This window comes from Aequorivita soesokkakensis (assembly GCF_001641085.1).
GTDB classification, from domain to species: domain Bacteria; phylum Bacteroidota; class Bacteroidia; order Flavobacteriales; family Flavobacteriaceae; genus Aequorivita; species Aequorivita soesokkakensis.
The window spans coordinates 200,260-215,275 of record NZ_LXIE01000012.1 but is presented as its reverse complement, the minus strand read 5'-3'; the positions used below and the strand labels follow the sequence as shown (position 1 = coordinate 215,275).

Sequence of the window (15,016 nt, the reverse complement as noted above, 5' to 3'; positions counted from 1 at the left end):
CAATAATCTTCCGTTCACAACAAAATCAAAGATGTCTGTGACATTTCAAATTAATTTCACACTTACAAAAGCATTCAACAACCAATCACAAAATCAAACAATTATGACAAAATCAATTATACTTTTTAGCCTTTGTGCCTTCATCTTTTTCTTAGAAAAAATTAAAGCACAGTCTTTTGAGGAAACAACTTTTGAAGACATTACCACAACACCTTCCGCCTCACGAAGTGCTAATTTTATTGATGTGAATGGCGATGGCTGGGACGATATATTTTTTACCAACGGGCCTACTGCTGGGCAAAACAATATGCTTTACATTAACAACGGTGACAACACTTTCACAACCGTAATCGCTGATGATATAGTTTTGGACAACGACCGTTCCGACGGGGCGAGTTTTGCCGATGTTGACAACGATGGCGATTTGGATGCCGTGGTAGTAACTTACGGCAGAAATGGCGTGGGGAAGAAAAATTATTTCTACAGAAACAATGGCGACGGTACTTTTGAATATGAGCCCAGCAACGCTATCGGAATTCCGCTGACCTATTCTGAAATGGTGAATTGGATTGACCTCAACAACGATCAATTTTTGGACGCTTACATCACGAATAGTATTGTTTCCACGCGAAATCTTTATTTTGAAAACCAGGGCGATGGCTCTTTTGAACCTGTGACTGGTCTGTCCATTACCAGTGAAACCCTTGCTTCGCGTTCCATAAATTGGATAGATTATGACGGCGATGGCGATAGCGATTTGTTTGTTGCGAATGAAGACAATACCAACAATTCACTTTTCAGAAATGATGGCCCTAATATTTTCACACAAATCACCAACCTTCCCATTACCCAAAACGGAAAAAACTCTGCTGGCAGCTCTTGGGCAGACGTTGACAACGACGGCGATTTCGATCTTTTTGTAGCCAATTGGGGCGGACAAAACAATCAATTATTTATTAATGAAAATGGCACATTTGTGGAACAAACCAGTTCTGCAATTGCTGCGGAAACTGGAAGCTCGTTTGGTTCTGCCTTTGCAGATGTTGATAACGATGGCGATTTGGACCTATTGGTTTGCAATGCTTATTTTACTGGACAAGAAACAAATTCCCTTTTTATAAATGATGGAAACGGTATTTTTTCCAAAGACACAGGTAGCGCTTTGGCAAATCACCAAGGAAATACGTTTGGTTGTGCTTTTGGCGATTACAACAATGACGGTTGGCTAGATGTGATTTTGGCGAATACATTAAACGAAAACCAAAGCAATTCACTTTTCAAAAACACGGGAAGCGGGAATAACTGGATAAAAATTCGCTGTGTTGGCGATCCTTCAAACGGGTCGGCTGTTGGGGCAAAAGTTCGAATTAGGGCTACCATAAACGGAAACGAAATCTGGCAAACATGCCAAATTGAAGCCGCAAGTGGCTATTGCAGTCAAAACAGTTTTACAAATCATTTTGGGTTGGGCGATGCTTCAAATGTATCGGAAATTGAAGTTCAGTGGCCTTCGGGAGCGGTTGAAACTTTTACGGATATTGATGGAAATAATACTTATTTGGTTGTTGAAGGCAACGGAATTCAGTTGGGCATAACTACTCAAATTAAATATGGCTACGTAATTTATCCCGTGCCTGCAGAGGATATTTTGGTCGTAAATTTTCCAAAGGATGATATAAATTCAAAAGTTGAGATTTTTGATTTAAATGCTAGAAAAGTAAAAGAAGGCACAAACAACAATGCAGTATCTATGGAAATGGATATTAGTCATTTAAATGCGGGAACCTATATTTTGAAAATCACCAATAACGACCAAGTCACCTCACAAAAAATAATTATTAAATAGAAACCTACTGTTCCTAAGTGTTGGTTTGTTAGTGAGCGTGTTGGATTTCCACTATGGAAATTCAGCACGTTTTTGGTATCTTCACTTCACCAAAAACCAAAATTGATGAAACTTTTACGCACAGATTCCACAAACAAAGATTTTATTGAATTGGTGAAACAGCTCGATGCAGACCTTGCGATACGCGATGGCGATGATCATCCGTTTTACGATCAATTCAATAAAATAGATTCCATAAAACATACCGTTGTTGCTTATGACGAAAATAATACTTCCGTGGGCTGCGGCGCTATTAAGCAATTTGAGCCAAACGTTATGGAGGTAAAACGGATGTATGTTCCTTTGGAACAACGCGGAAAGGGAATTGCCGTGGAAGTTTTAAAAGAACTGGAAATTTGGGCAAGGGAATTGGGAAACACAAAATGTATCTTGGAAACGGGTATTAAACAACCGGAAGCCATTTCGCTTTATAAAAAATGCGGTTATAGATTTATAGATAATTACGGTCAATATGCTGGAGTGGAAAACAGTATTTGTTTTGAGAAACTTTTAACCCATTAAACATTTGAAAAAATCAAAAGATTCTATAAAACTAAAAGACGCCATAGCCATTGGTATTGGCGGTATGGTGGGTGGGGGAATTTTTGCGGTTTTAGGGTTGGCGGTTTCCTTAGCCAAAGGAGGCACACCCTTGGCCTTCCTTTTTGCAGGTATTATTGCCTTGTTCACTGCCTATAGTTATTCAAAACTATCGTTGTCTTTTCCAGACAGGGGCGGAACCGTTCGGTTTGTGAATGAGGGTTTTGGCAAAGGAGTTTTTAGTGGTGGCATCAATAATGTGTTGTGGATTAGCTATATAATTATGCTATCGCTTTACGCCAGTGCGTTTGGTAGTTATGCACCTAATTTAATTTCCATTACTGGTTCAAAAGGAATTGACACCCACATTTTTGTGAGCGGGGTTATTTTATTGGCGACGCTTATAAATTACTACAGTTTAAAAGTTGTTGGCCAAATTGAAAGCCTGTCTGTTTTTATAAAACTATTTATTTTATTGGCCTTTGCAGGAATTGGAATTTATGGCTTATTCGGAAATGCCAATCTTTCACAGCTCAATCCAACAAACTGGGAAAGTCCGTTTTTATTACTTACGGGCGGAATGGTGATTTTTGTAGCCTATGAAGGTTTTGAGCTTATTGCCAATGCAGTTCCGGATTTGGAAAATCCGAAAAAAAATGTTCCCCGAGCCTATTTTGTTTCCGTTGGTTTCGTGGTTTTGCTGTATATAATTATTGCAATGGTTACCGTAGGTTCTTTAAGTTTTGATAAAATAGCAACCGCTAAAGACTATGTTTTGGCAGCAGCCGCTAAACCAATGATTGGTCAAATTGGTTTTACAATTATGACGGTTGCCGCACTTATTTCAACATTCTCAGCTATAAATGCAACACTTTATGGTGGTAGTCGGGTGAGCTATGAACTTGCCGAAGATGATGAATTGCCCCATTCCTTTACAGACCAATTTTGGAATAAACCCATTGGTTTAATCATTACGGTAATACTCACATTGTTAACAGCAAATTTTTTAAACTTAGAAAGCATTTCAACTTCTGGCAGTGCAGGGTTCTTGTTGATTTTTGCAGTTGTAAACTATGTAAGTTTTCGCAAAGCGGAAAAAATAAAATCGAATAAAACAATTAGTCTAATTGGAGCTATTCTTTCATCCACCGCCTTTGTTGTTTTAATTGTCCAACAATCCACTTCAAACTTGTTGGGAGTATCTATTTCCCTTGGAATTATCTGCATTTGTTTTATAGCGGAATGGGCTTATAAAAAGAAAGTTTCAAAAACCAAACAATAAAAAAATTCATTTTTTTTTAAAATTTTATTGCGTTTTAATTCTTTAATCGTAATATTGCAATGAATAAATATAAAGAAAATGGGAATTACCAAAACAGAAATATTTACCGATCAACAAAACCAAGTGGCGATGTTCGCTAAAGCCTTTGGACATCCAGCACGAGTGGCCATTCTTCAGTATCTTTTTAAAATAAATGCTTGCATTTGTGGCGATTTGGTGGAAGAAATTGGTCTTGCACAACCCACAATTTCACAACATTTAAAAGAGCTGAAAAACCTGGGATTGATAAAAGGAAATATTGAAGGTACAAGCATTTGTTATTGCATTCACCAAGAAAATTGGACTGCTATGAAAACGGTTATGAACCAGTTTTTGGACCAGGACATTGAAAATAAAAACAATTGTTGTTAAATTATAAAAACACATTATTATGAAACTATCAGAAATAAAAGACCATTTAAATAATTTAGAACAAATAACCTTTATGCTTCCAAACGGAGAATTGGTTCCAACGCATTTTCACGTAACCGAAGTAGGGAAAATCACTAAACACTTTATAGATTGCGGCGGTACGGTACGTAATGAGGAAGTTGCAAACTTCCAGCTTTGGAATGCTGATGATTATAACCACCGATTACATCCCGAAAAATTATCAAACATTATTGCTCTTTCAGAAAAAGTTTTGGGACTTGAAGATTTAGATATTGAAGTGGAATACCAAGGGGACACTATCGGTAAGTTTGGGCTTGACTTTGACGGGACCAATTTCCTTCTTACAACCAAACAAACAGATTGCCTAGCTAAAGAAAGTTGTGGCGTTCCTTCAGAAAAACCAAGGATAAAACTTCGCGAACTACAAGAAGCTGAGCCTTGTTGCTCACCAAACTCAGGCTGCTGCTAATATAAAATTCATTATAAAAGCTTTAAAAATGAAAAACGAACAAGAATTAAAAGAAATCGTAAAAGATCGATATGCTAAAATAGCCGAACAAGGCAAAGCTGAAAACGCTTCCTCTTGCTGCGGCGCAACTACGCCTTCAAATAAGGTTTATAATATAATGATGGACGACTATTCCGAAACGGGTGGTTATGTAGAAGATGCAGATTTAGGATTGGGCTGTGGACTTCCCACGCAATTCGCGAAAATCAAAAAAGGAGATACCGTAATCGATTTGGGCTCCGGCGCTGGCAACGATTGTTTTGTTGCAAGACACGAAACCGGAAGTGAAGGAAAGGTAATTGGGATTGACTTTACCCCAATTATGATTCAAAAAGCGCGAAACAATGCAGAAAAATTGGGCTACAACAATGTTGAGTTCAGGGAAGGCGATATTGATGCAATGCCCGTGAACAATGATGTTGCAGATGTAATTGTAAGCAACTGTGTTTTAAATCTTGTGCCAAGCAAGCAAAAAGTAATTGGCGAGATTTTCAGGGTTTTAAAACCGGGCGGCCATTTTAGTATTTCCGATATTGTTTTGGTTGGAAATCTTCCCGATGCTTTAAAGGAAGATGCCGAAATGTATGCGGGATGTGTGGCTGGAGCAATCCAAAAAACCGAATATTTACAATTCATAAAAGACGCAGGTTTTCAAAATATTCAAATCCAAAAGGAAAAACCGATCGTAATCCCGAATGATATTCTTGAAAAATATCTTTCGCCCGAAGAAGTGAATACATTCAACACTTCCGATACAGGCATTTTCAGTGTTACAGTCTATGCTGAAAAACCGGGAACGAAACCTGAAAAACCGAAAAGACAATTGGCTGAAATAAATGATGAGCCCTGCTGCTCCCCGGACGGTAATTGTTGCTAGTATGAAACTGATTGAAATCTCAGAAGAAAACTATCCCGAAGTCGCCCGAATTTATGGCGAAGGTCTGCAAACAGGCACTGCAACTTTTGAAACCACAATTCCCAATTGGGAAAAGTGGGACGCTGGGCATCTTTCTTTCGGTAGAATTTTGGCGGTGGAAGACAATAACTATTTGGGTTGGGCTGCCCTCTCCCCTGTTTCCAGTCGCTGCGTTTACGGTGGCGTTGCCGAAGTGAGCGTATATGTTGCGGAAGCGGCAAGAGGAAAGGGTGCGGGAGCATTTCTTCTGAAAAATTTAATTGAAATTAGTGAGGCCAACAATATCTGGACATTGCAATCGGGAATATTTCGTGACAATGTAGCCAGCCATAAATTGCACATAAAATGCGGCTTCCGAGAAGTAGGTTACAAAGAAAAAGTGGGACAACTCCATGGTGTTTGGAAAGACAACGTGCTTTTGGAACGCCGCAGTAAAGTTGTGGGTATATAAAAATTAAATAATGAAACTATTGAAACCAATCCAAGAATTTATTGATGAACTGGTTACAGCAAATCTTTCCGAAGAAAGGAAAACCGTTCTGCAACCTCTTATTGATTATATAAATTCAAAAAAGAAGGAAGAAAAACCAATCCAGCTAAACTTCATCTGCACACACAACTCCCGCAGAAGCCATTTGGCGCAGATTTGGGCGCAGACCATTGCGGAATACTTCGGAATTAAAAATATAGCGTGCTATTCCGGCGGGACGGAAGCTACTGCCGTTTACACAATGGTTGTAGAGACTTTGAAAAACACGGGCTTTGAAGTTACTAAAGAAGGAGACAACAAAAACCCGATTTATAGCATAAAATACGCTTTGGAAAAGTCGCCGATTATTGCTTTTTCAAAGAAATATGATGACGAGGCTAACCCCGCAGCAGATTTTGCCGCAATTATGACCTGTTCGCAGGCCGATGAAGGCTGTCCTTTTGTAGCTGGTTCGGAAAAACGTATTTCAATAATGTACGAAGACCCGAAAATTTCAGATGGTACTCCCCAGCAAAAAGAAGTGTATTTGGAACGCAGTATCCAGATCGCGACCGAGATGAAATTTGTTTTTTCACAAATCAATTCATAAAAAATGGTTTCAACTAAAAAATTAAGTTTTCTCGATAGTTATCTTACGCTTTGGATTTTCATTGCAATGGCCTTGGGCGTTGGCATAGGTTATTTCGCGCCTAATTTTCCAGAGTTTCTGAATTCCTTCAATAGTGGCAGCACAAACATCCCCATAGCCATTGGTTTGATATTAATGATGTATCCGCCCTTGGCAAAGGTAAATTACGCACTATTGCCAAAGGTTTTCCGAAATACAAAAATCCTTTCTATTTCGCTTGTTCTCAATTGGATTATTGGCCCTGTGTTAATGTTTATTCTGGCAATTATCTTTTTAAGCGACTATCCGGAATATATGGTCGGACTTATTTTGATTGGTCTGGCGCGTTGCATCGCCATGGTTTTGGTTTGGAACGACCTCGCCAAAGGCAGCAGTGAATACGGTGCCGGTTTGGTTGCGCTGAACAGTATTTTTCAAGTTTTTGCCTATAGTTTTTACGCTTGGCTTTTTATTACCGTGTTGCCACCCTATTTCGGTTTTGAAGGTGCAATTGTAGATATTTCAATAGCGACCATTGCCGAAAGTGTTGCTATTTATTTGGGAATTCCGTTTGTAATGGGAATTTTAAGCAGATTGATTTTAGTCAAGCTAAAAGGCGAGGAATGGTACAATACAAAATTCATCCCTACCATATCGCCATTGACATTGATTGCTCTTTTATTTACGATTGTGGTTATGTTTTCGCTGAAAGGTGAATTGATTGTAGAAATACCGATGGATGTCCTGATTATTGCAGTCCCTTTACTTATTTATTTTACGTTAATGTTCATCATTGGTTTTTTCTTTACAAAAGCAATGGGCGCAGAATACGACAAGACAGCAGCAGTAGCTTTCACGGCAGCTGGTAATAATTTTGAATTGGCAATTGCTGTGGCAATAGCAGTTTTTGGACTGAATTCTGGGCAGGCTTTTACGGGTGTAATCGGCCCATTGGTTGAAGTTCCAACCTTGATTTTGTTGGTTCGGGTTTCATTTTGGTTGCGGAAGAAATATTTCAAAAAAGAAACCCTTTAAAAATATTCCTAAATCACATTTTGGCTTTGGATGAAAAAAATGTTTTATTTTGGCAGGGTGAATGCAAAGATAAAAGCCAAACTCTTCAGATTCAGCTTTCTTTTAAATGCCTTTATCTTCTTTATTGGCGGTTTAAGTTTTTTGGAAGAAGGTAAAAATGCCCTCGCCATCCTTCAGTTTGTAACTGCTCTTTTCAATTTGTTTATGTTGTTGAAAAAACTTTCACCAAAAAAGCGCATAACATTAAACTATATTATACTTATCCTCAATATTCTTGTGGCCGCGAGTGTTGCTTTCGATTACTATTTTATGGGGAAGGAAAAAATTAAGTATTTATGGTTTTTTGCTGCTATTATGTATACAGTTGCGCTTATTGTGCACATTCGGAAGCAACGAAGCTCTGAAGGCAATACCGTTTAAAAAATTTCAATTGAAAAAAAAGACATTGTCTTATTATAGATGTTTTTCTATTTAATTAAAAAAAAATTTCGATTGACGTAGAATGAAAACTTTATTAAATTGAATAAATTAGACATAAGTATCTAATTTTCAGATAAAAACACAAGTCAATTTTAAAAAGGAAACAAGAAATTTTCTAAATTTGGGTGACTAACTAAAATCAACCAAATTATGAGAAAACAATTTTTAACGTTAGCTGCGCTTTGTATTATAATGGTGGGCTGCAATTCAGAAAAAAAGGAAAAGGATACACCAAAAATGTATGAACCCAAAACAACTGAAGTGGAGGTATCACCAATAAAACGTGGAGAGATGCTTGTTACCGCAACAGGCTGCCATGATTGCCATTCCCCAAAAAAAATGACAGATAAAGGACCTATTATTGATCCAGATCTTTTGCTTTCCGGACACCCTGCTAATGAAGTCTTGGGAGCTTATGATGTGGAAACCGCAAAGTCATATCTTCTTTTCACGCCTGGACTTACTGCAGCCATCGGTCCTTGGGGAACATCCTTCGCCGCTAACCTCACTCCCGATGATACCGGCATCGGTGGATGGACGGAAGCGCAGTTTTTAAATGCCATTAAGCACGGAAAGTACAAAGGAATGGAAAATAACAGACCTTTGCTACCGCCTATGCCTTGGCAATCCATTTCAAATTTACCGGATGCCGATTTAAAAGCAATGTTTGCATATCTGCAAAGTATAAAGCCAGTGTCAAACCTTGTGCCGCCTCCAATTCCACCAAAAGCCTAATGGAAAACATCAAAACAATATGAAATGTAATTACTGTCTTTTATCTTTTCGGAACGGACCGATTCAATAAAAGACAGTAAAATTTAAAGTGAAAACCGAAAAAGAAGCATTTACCTTCTTCCCTTATTTCTATTGCTGTTTTTTTTGGAATGTGTGTTTACCTTCGTGCCAGAATTGCGGCCACGGCTGTGGCGTTGTGCTTTTTCTCTTTTCTTTTCTTCTTCCGCGGCTTTTACTTCGGCCATGGTTTCCGTAGGTTGAAAATCCGAAAGTATTTTAGGCTGAAGCCGTTCACCAATCAACTTTTCAATGTCCTTTAAGTACCCAACCTCATCAAGACTTACTAATGAAAGCGCTTCGCCACTGGCTCCTGCCCTTCCGGTACGGCCAATGCGGTGTACATAATCTTCGGAAACGTTGGGCAATTCAAAATTGATAACGTGTGGCAGTAATGGAATATCCAAACCACGGGCTGCAATATCGGTTGCAACCAGAACGCGTACTTTCCCTTCCTTAAACCCGGACAACGCTCTAGTTCGAGCACCTTGGCTTTTGTTTCCGTGGATTGCTGCTGAAGTGATTTTCGCTTTTTCAAGTTTTTCACTCAAACGGTTGGCGCCGTGCTTGGTTCTCGTAAAAACCAAAACCTGTTGCCAATTACCTTCGGAAATAAGTTTAATTATTAAATCGGTTTTTTGGGCTTTGTCAACCCTATAAACGGTTTGGTCAATTTTTTCAACCGTAGTATTTTCCGGCGTGGCTTCCACCAAAACAGGATGGTGCAAAAACTCGCTTGCCAGCTTTTTTATTTCCTTTGAAAAAGTTGCCGAAAACAGCAAATTCTGTCTTTTTGAAGGCAATAAAGCAAGTATTTTTTTAATATCGCGCAGAAAACCCATATCGAGCATTCTGTCGGCTTCGTCCAAAACGAGAATTTCCACCTTTGAAAGCGAAAGTGCGTTTTGGCTTTCCAAATCGAGCAACCTGCCCGGTGTTGCCACCAAAATATCCACACCGTTTCGCAAGGCACGAATTTGGGGATTGGCGCCCACGCCACCAAAAATAACAGTGGAGCGAAGGTCGGTAAATTCGCTGTATTCCTTAAACTCATCCTGCACCTGTGCTGCAAGTTCTCGGGTTGGGGTAAGTATTAATGCGCGAACGGGACGTTGGCGCAAAGGAGGTTGATTGTTCAATATTTGAAGCATAGGCAATGCAAAGCCCGCAGTTTTACCGCTTCCCGTTTGGGCAGAGGCCAGCACGTCTTTTCGTTCCAAAATTAAGGGAATTGCTTTTTGTTGAATTGCCGAAGGCGTTTCATATCCTTTTTTGCTGATTGCTTTCAGCAGGGCATCGGAAAGCCCAAGTGATTTAAATGACATATTTTATTTAGATTGTTGGAAGCGCTTCGCTTTTGGATTCTTCGATTATTAGAATTCAAAAACTTTACGCTTTGTATTTTTTTAGACCGCTGCGCTTGGAGATACTTTATCGCGGCGCTTTTAGAATTCGGTCTTTTTAAAAACCATTAAAACTAAGAAGACGGTTTTAATAAGCAGCGAAGGTACGGCTAATTTTCTGCGTGGAAGATTTTATATTCAAATTGGACGGAATAATACATTTGCATATAAAATTAATCTCCCTATCTTTATAATCAACTAACAACCAATCATCAATAAAAATGAAACGACTATTACTCTCTGCAGTATTAGCTTGCGTTTCGTGGAGCAGTCTTCCCCAAACTCCTTCCCAAACACAAGAAGACACGCTTAAAAGTTCCTATCTAAATGAAAAACTTGAGAAAGCGCAGGATACGCTTTTGGAATACAACACTTTCAAAAAAACAATTCAACTTTCCTTAAAAAATGAGGATTTTAAATCACTTGGGGAAGCTTATATCGGTTTGGCAAAATGGCACGAAGACCATACCGTTCTTGATTCCTCCATCGTTTATTTGAAAAAGGCCATTTCACTTTATAAAAAAGAGGAAATGAGCAAACCACTTGCGGATACTTATCTTTTATTAGTAGTTAACTACAGTGGAACGGCAGAGTACGACAAGGCTTCTGAGGCCGTGTATAAAGCACTCGCACTCTACGAAAAAACAGATGATCAGCGTGGTGTTGCACAATGCTATACAAAAATTAGCGACTTGCTCTATTATTCTGATAGTTATGCCGAAGGAGCGGAATACTGCAAAAAAGCCATCGCCATTCAAGAGAAAAATGGTTATGAAGAAGATATGGCTCTTTCCTATCGCAGACTTGCCGAAAATCAACTCTTTCTCGGAAATCTGGAAGAAAGTTTGGCAAGTATGAATCACGCCATTGATTTATACAAAAAAATAGGAATCACGGATGCCCCACTTTTGGCCTGCTATAATGGTCGTGGAAACATCTACAAATATATGGAACGCTATGACGAAGCCATTGCAGATTATAACTTTTGCTATGAAGGTGCAAAAAAGATAGGCTTATTGCGCTATACCATGCCGCCAACGGCAAATATTGGTCACGTCTATATTTTACAAGGAAAATATGCCGAAGCACTGCCTTACAATCTAAGAGCCATAGAAATTATGAAGCAAATAGGGAATACCAAAAACCTTTGGGAAAACTATATGCACGTTTCCAATATTTACAGCGAATTGGGGGATTATAAAAATGCCTTGGAATATCACGAACTCTACGAACAAGGCCATACGGAATACTTAAATACCATCATCGCACGAAAGGATAGCGAGCTGCAAGTAAAATATGAAACAGCGCAAAAGGATTTGGAAATTTTGGACCAAGAAGCTAAAATTGCACAACAACGCAAAACGCAATTTCTTTATATTGGCATCGCCGGATTATTGGCAGTTATTCTCTTCGGAATGTATTTTACACTTAAAAACATTCGAAAAAAACGAAAAGCACTTTCTGTTTTAAATATAGAACTGGATGCCAAAAACAAACAAAACGAATTGCTGTTGAAAGAAATTCACCATCGAGTTAAAAACAATCTGGAAATGGTGAAAAGCCTTATCGCACTTCAATCAGCAAAACTGGAAGATGGCGCCAGCAAAGAGGCTATGCTCGCCAGCCAAAATCGTGTGCAAAGTATGGGTATTATTCACCAAAAATTGTATCAAGGCGAAAACTTGGGCAGTATTGAAATGAAGGATTATTTTATCAATTTAGGTGAAGGTGTTTTGGACACTTTCAATGCAGAAGAAAAAGTAAAGATAGAATGCGCGATGGACGATTTGAATCTAGATGTGGATACCGCTGTTCCAATTGGGCTTATTGTGAACGAACTTTTAACGAATGCCCTAAAATACGCTTTCCCCGAAGGAGCAAAAGGACAAATTAACATCAGCCTTGTTAAAGAGAACAATGACCTTTTGCTAAAAGTTACAGACAACGGCATTGGTAAAACGGAAGGTTCAAAACCCAAAGGAACGGGATTTGGCACACAATTAATTCAGTTATTAACACAACAATTGAACGGCACTATTTCCGAAGACTATAAAAACGGCACTGCTGTATTTTTCAACTTTAAAAACTTCAAAATAGCTTAATGGGGAAAGCAATAAAAATATTGATCGTTGAGGACGAAATGGTAATCGCCGCCAATATTTCTTTGCAATTAAGTGAATTGGGATATGAAGTTACAGGAATTCTTCCCCGCGGCGAAGAAGCACTTTCACATATAAAAATAGACAAACCAGACATCGTTTTATTGGATATTAGGCTAAAAGGCGAAATGGACGGCATTGAAACCGCCCACGAAATTCAAAAATCCTATAATATCCCAATTATCTATTTAACCGCAAATGCAGATGAGGCACATTTTAACCGCGCCAAGGAAACCCATCCGTACGCTTTTATCTCAAAACCCTTCAAAAAACTGGATTTACAGCGTGCCATTGAGTTAACCGTTGATAGAATTTCATTGGAAAAATCTTCAGAAAATGGCAACGGAAACGGCAATGGAAATGATTCAGCAGCAATTAATGGAAATACTACGGATTTCATATTGAATGACCGCATTTTTGTTCGCCATAATGAAAAGATGTTGAAAATAGACATCAAAGACATCTATTATATTGAAGCAGATCGCAACTATTGTCGCATTTTTTCGCAGGGCCGGGAATATCTTTTAGTAATGACTTTAAAGGATATTGACGAAAAACTTCCACAGAACCATTTTCTTAGGATTCACCGCTCTTACATCATCAATCTTTCGCAGATAGATGAGGTGGCGGGTACGCACGTTGTTATTTCAAAAAAAGCAATCCCGATGAGCAAAGCGATGCGCACAGAACTTCTTAAGCGATTGCAAACCATATAGATAATTCAGAATTATGAATTCTGAATTATGAATTACCCCCCTTCGGCAAATAAAACCTTTCCTTCGGACAGAATTTGACCTTCTTCGTCCTAAACCATTTCCAATTTTGTTTGATTGTCAGTTACTTAGATGCACTCCCCGCAACATTTTTTCAACTAACTAACCATTTAAATCATTCAAAATTATGAAAAAACTACTCTTTTTAGGGCTTGCAATAGTCCTTTCGCTTACCGCTTGCCAACAACAGGAAAAGCGCTACACTCAACAATCTCCAGAGATTGACACTTACAAAAAAGTTATCGATGCATACTCAAAACAAGATTGGGAAGCAATGGCTACTCATTATGCAGATACTGTAAAAATCATGAATAATGTAACCGAAGCAAATGGGCAAACCCTTGCGGAATTGGTTCAGAATGACAAAGATGACGCCGCGCTCTTTTCAAGCTGGGAATATGTGGATGGTGAGTCTGAATATGAAATGGTAGTTACCGACAAGGACCAAACCTGGGTAAACTTTTGGGGTCTGTGGAAAGGAACCTTAAAAGCAAATGAAAAAACCTATACCATTCCAACACACCTTACCGCACAGTTTATAGATGGTAAAATAGTGAAAGAATTTGGGTATTGGGATCTTTCAAAAATAATGTTGGATATACAAGCCATGCAGGAAGCAGAGAAAAATGCTGCGGAAAAAAATGTAGGGCCCGAAGAACCACAATCCTAACAATAAATATGTTAGCCTAACAGGCGTTGGAAGTGAGGATTCAGCTAGCCTGTTAGGTTTTTAACAAAAACCCAAGCATTATGAAAACAGTAGGCATTATAGGTGGTTCAGGTTTTATAGGAAGCTACATCACCAAGAAATTTCTGGAAGAAGGATACAACGTGAAAGTATCTGTTACCGATATTAAAAAGAGTGAAAAATACAAGCATCTCTTCAATATTGAAAACTCAGATAACCTCAACATTAGTGCATTAAAAGTGGAAGATTTGGAAACACTAAAAGACTTTATAAGCGATTGTGAAATTGTGGTTCACGGCGGAACGCCTTTTCAATTGGATGTGCAAGATCCGCAGACAGAGCTTTTTGACCCTACAATAAAAGGAACCGAAAATTTTCTAAAAGCCATAAGTGATACGCCTTCAATTGAGAAAGTTATTTTAATTGCTTCAGTTGCTGCCTACAATACAAACTTTCCACTTCCAGCAGGAACTAAAAAACCTACGGATACTTTTGATGAAACCGATTTGAAATTCACGAGTCCGGATAGCCATCCGTATGCCCAGGCTAAATTTCTTGCAAACCAAGTGGTGGAAAAATTTATCAATCAAAACCCGGTGCTTCCTTTTGAAATCATTTCAGTTTCGCCAGTTGGGGTAATGGGCAAATCCCTTTCTGAACGTGAAGATTCCACATCTACGGGGCTGCAATTTCTATTCAAAAATAAAATTGCGCCCAACCCTTTTGTGCAGATGCTTTATGATAGCAATGTGGAATTTGCCCTTGTAGATGTTCAAGACGTAGCCGAAGCTATTTTTAAAGCCGCAACCACTTTAGGATTACATAGTAAAAATTATTTGTTGAGCAGCGAAAGCTATCCTGTTTCAGACATAACACTGATGCTAAACCATCAACCGCCAAAAAACAATGCGTCCATTATTTATAAAAATGGACTGGCGCAAAAAGAATTGGAAATAAAATTTAAACCTGTTCAAGAAACTTTAAACAATTATTCAAAATAAAATCAAACAGAATATTAACCAAATA

The 15,016-nt window shown here is 38.5% G+C and carries 16 protein-coding genes; 15 read left to right on the top strand and 1 reads right to left on the bottom strand.

Annotated features, from left to right (window positions below; all coding sequences use genetic code 11):
• The first annotated feature begins 103 nt into the window (after window positions 1-103).
• The 11 genes from A7A78_RS07260 (at window position 104) to A7A78_RS07210 (ending at window position 8,910) form a co-directional block, all read left to right on the top strand.
• Complete coding sequence (locus A7A78_RS07260) at window positions 104-1,846, top strand: FG-GAP-like repeat-containing protein (protein WP_165593553.1); 1,743 nt, start codon at window positions 104-106, stop codon at window positions 1,844-1,846.
• A 105-nt stretch (window positions 1,847-1,951) separates the two neighbouring features.
• Complete coding sequence (locus tag A7A78_RS07255; RefSeq protein ID WP_068761767.1) at window positions 1,952-2,407, top strand: GNAT family N-acetyltransferase; 456 nt, start codon at window positions 1,952-1,954, stop codon at window positions 2,405-2,407.
• Window positions 2,408-2,411: 4 nt separating this feature from the next.
• A complete protein-coding gene (locus A7A78_RS07250) occupies window positions 2,412-3,707 on the top strand; it encodes an APC family permease (protein WP_278184088.1) in 1,296 nt (431 codons plus the stop codon).
• Window positions 3,708-3,785: 78 nt separating this feature from the next.
• A complete protein-coding gene (locus tag A7A78_RS07245; RefSeq protein WP_068761766.1) occupies window positions 3,786-4,118 on the top strand; it encodes an ArsR/SmtB family transcription factor in 333 nt (110 codons plus the stop codon).
• A gap of 19 nt (window positions 4,119-4,137) precedes the next feature.
• Window positions 4,138-4,608, top strand: coding sequence for a DUF6428 family protein (locus A7A78_RS07240; protein ID WP_068761765.1), 471 nt, complete (start codon window positions 4,138-4,140; stop codon window positions 4,606-4,608).
• A gap of 28 nt (window positions 4,609-4,636) precedes the next feature.
• Window positions 4,637-5,524, top strand: coding sequence for an arsenite methyltransferase (locus A7A78_RS07235; protein WP_068761764.1), 888 nt, complete (start codon window positions 4,637-4,639; stop codon window positions 5,522-5,524).
• 1 nt (window position 5,525) lies between these two features.
• Entirely contained in the window at window positions 5,526-6,014 is a 489-nt protein-coding gene (locus A7A78_RS07230) for a GNAT family N-acetyltransferase (protein ID WP_068761763.1), read from the top strand.
• A gap of 10 nt (window positions 6,015-6,024) precedes the next feature.
• A complete protein-coding gene (locus A7A78_RS07225; protein ID WP_068761762.1) occupies window positions 6,025-6,642 on the top strand; it encodes an arsenate-mycothiol transferase ArsC in 618 nt (205 codons plus the stop codon).
• A 3-nt stretch (window positions 6,643-6,645) separates the two neighbouring features.
• Window positions 6,646-7,695, top strand: coding sequence for an ACR3 family arsenite efflux transporter (gene arsB, locus A7A78_RS07220; protein WP_068761761.1), 1,050 nt, complete (start codon window positions 6,646-6,648; stop codon window positions 7,693-7,695).
• A gap of 30 nt (window positions 7,696-7,725) precedes the next feature.
• Complete coding sequence (locus tag A7A78_RS07215; RefSeq protein ID WP_068761760.1) at window positions 7,726-8,115, top strand: hypothetical protein; 390 nt, start codon at window positions 7,726-7,728, stop codon at window positions 8,113-8,115.
• Window positions 8,116-8,325: 210 nt separating this feature from the next.
• The gene (locus A7A78_RS07210; protein ID WP_068761759.1) at window positions 8,326-8,910 is read left to right on the top strand and encodes a c-type cytochrome; all 585 of its coding nucleotides are present in this window, start codon (window positions 8,326-8,328) and stop codon (window positions 8,908-8,910) included.
• Window positions 8,911-9,020: 110 nt separating this feature from the next.
• Here the strand turns inward: A7A78_RS07210 and A7A78_RS07205 are convergent, their stop codons facing one another.
• Window positions 9,021-10,292, bottom strand: a complete 1,272-nt coding sequence (locus tag A7A78_RS07205) for a DEAD/DEAH box helicase (protein ID WP_068761758.1) — start codon at window positions 10,290-10,292, stop codon at window positions 9,021-9,023.
• A gap of 299 nt (window positions 10,293-10,591) precedes the next feature.
• On the opposite strand from A7A78_RS07205, the gene A7A78_RS07200 reads away from it, so the two are divergent.
• From A7A78_RS07200 to A7A78_RS07185, 4 genes are all read left to right on the top strand, one after another.
• Window positions 10,592-12,472 (top strand): tetratricopeptide repeat-containing sensor histidine kinase, encoded by a 1,881-nt coding sequence (locus tag A7A78_RS07200; RefSeq protein WP_068761757.1) that lies wholly within the window; start codon window positions 10,592-10,594, stop codon window positions 12,470-12,472.
• Window positions 12,472-13,245, top strand: a complete 774-nt coding sequence (locus tag A7A78_RS07195; RefSeq protein ID WP_068761756.1) for a LytR/AlgR family response regulator transcription factor — start codon at window positions 12,472-12,474, stop codon at window positions 13,243-13,245. Before A7A78_RS07200 ends, A7A78_RS07195 begins: the two co-directional genes overlap by 1 nt.
• Window positions 13,246-13,429: 184 nt before the next feature.
• A complete protein-coding gene (locus A7A78_RS07190; protein WP_068761755.1) occupies window positions 13,430-13,972 on the top strand; it encodes a nuclear transport factor 2 family protein in 543 nt (180 codons plus the stop codon).
• A gap of 80 nt (window positions 13,973-14,052) precedes the next feature.
• Complete coding sequence (locus tag A7A78_RS07185) at window positions 14,053-14,991, top strand: NAD-dependent epimerase/dehydratase family protein (protein ID WP_068761754.1); 939 nt, start codon at window positions 14,053-14,055, stop codon at window positions 14,989-14,991.
• Window positions 14,992-15,016 lie beyond the last annotated feature (25 nt).

Coding starts and splice junctions, on each gene's coding strand:
- A7A78_RS07260 (WP_165593553.1), top strand. CDS start 104: ATGACAAAATCAATTATACTTTTTAGCCTTTGTGCCTTCATCTTTTTC.
- A7A78_RS07255 (WP_068761767.1), top strand. CDS start 1,952: ATGAAACTTTTACGCACAGATTCCACAAACAAAGATTTTATTGAATTG.
- A7A78_RS07245 (WP_068761766.1), top strand. CDS start 3,786: ATGGGAATTACCAAAACAGAAATATTTACCGATCAACAAAACCAAGTG.
- A7A78_RS07240 (WP_068761765.1), top strand. CDS start 4,138: ATGAAACTATCAGAAATAAAAGACCATTTAAATAATTTAGAACAAATA.
- A7A78_RS07235 (WP_068761764.1), top strand. CDS start 4,637: ATGAAAAACGAACAAGAATTAAAAGAAATCGTAAAAGATCGATATGCT.
- A7A78_RS07230 (WP_068761763.1), top strand. CDS start 5,526: ATGAAACTGATTGAAATCTCAGAAGAAAACTATCCCGAAGTCGCCCGA.
- A7A78_RS07225 (WP_068761762.1), top strand. CDS start 6,025: ATGAAACTATTGAAACCAATCCAAGAATTTATTGATGAACTGGTTACA.
- arsB (WP_068761761.1), top strand. CDS start 6,646: ATGGTTTCAACTAAAAAATTAAGTTTTCTCGATAGTTATCTTACGCTT.
- A7A78_RS07215 (WP_068761760.1), top strand. CDS start 7,726: ATGAAAAAAATGTTTTATTTTGGCAGGGTGAATGCAAAGATAAAAGCC.
- A7A78_RS07210 (WP_068761759.1), top strand. CDS start 8,326: ATGAGAAAACAATTTTTAACGTTAGCTGCGCTTTGTATTATAATGGTG.
- A7A78_RS07205 (WP_068761758.1), bottom strand. CDS start 10,292: ATGTCATTTAAATCACTTGGGCTTTCCGATGCCCTGCTGAAAGCAATC.
- A7A78_RS07200 (WP_068761757.1), top strand. CDS start 10,592: ATGAAACGACTATTACTCTCTGCAGTATTAGCTTGCGTTTCGTGGAGC.
- A7A78_RS07195 (WP_068761756.1), top strand. CDS start 12,472: ATGGGGAAAGCAATAAAAATATTGATCGTTGAGGACGAAATGGTAATC.
- A7A78_RS07190 (WP_068761755.1), top strand. CDS start 13,430: ATGAAAAAACTACTCTTTTTAGGGCTTGCAATAGTCCTTTCGCTTACC.
- A7A78_RS07185 (WP_068761754.1), top strand. CDS start 14,053: ATGAAAACAGTAGGCATTATAGGTGGTTCAGGTTTTATAGGAAGCTAC.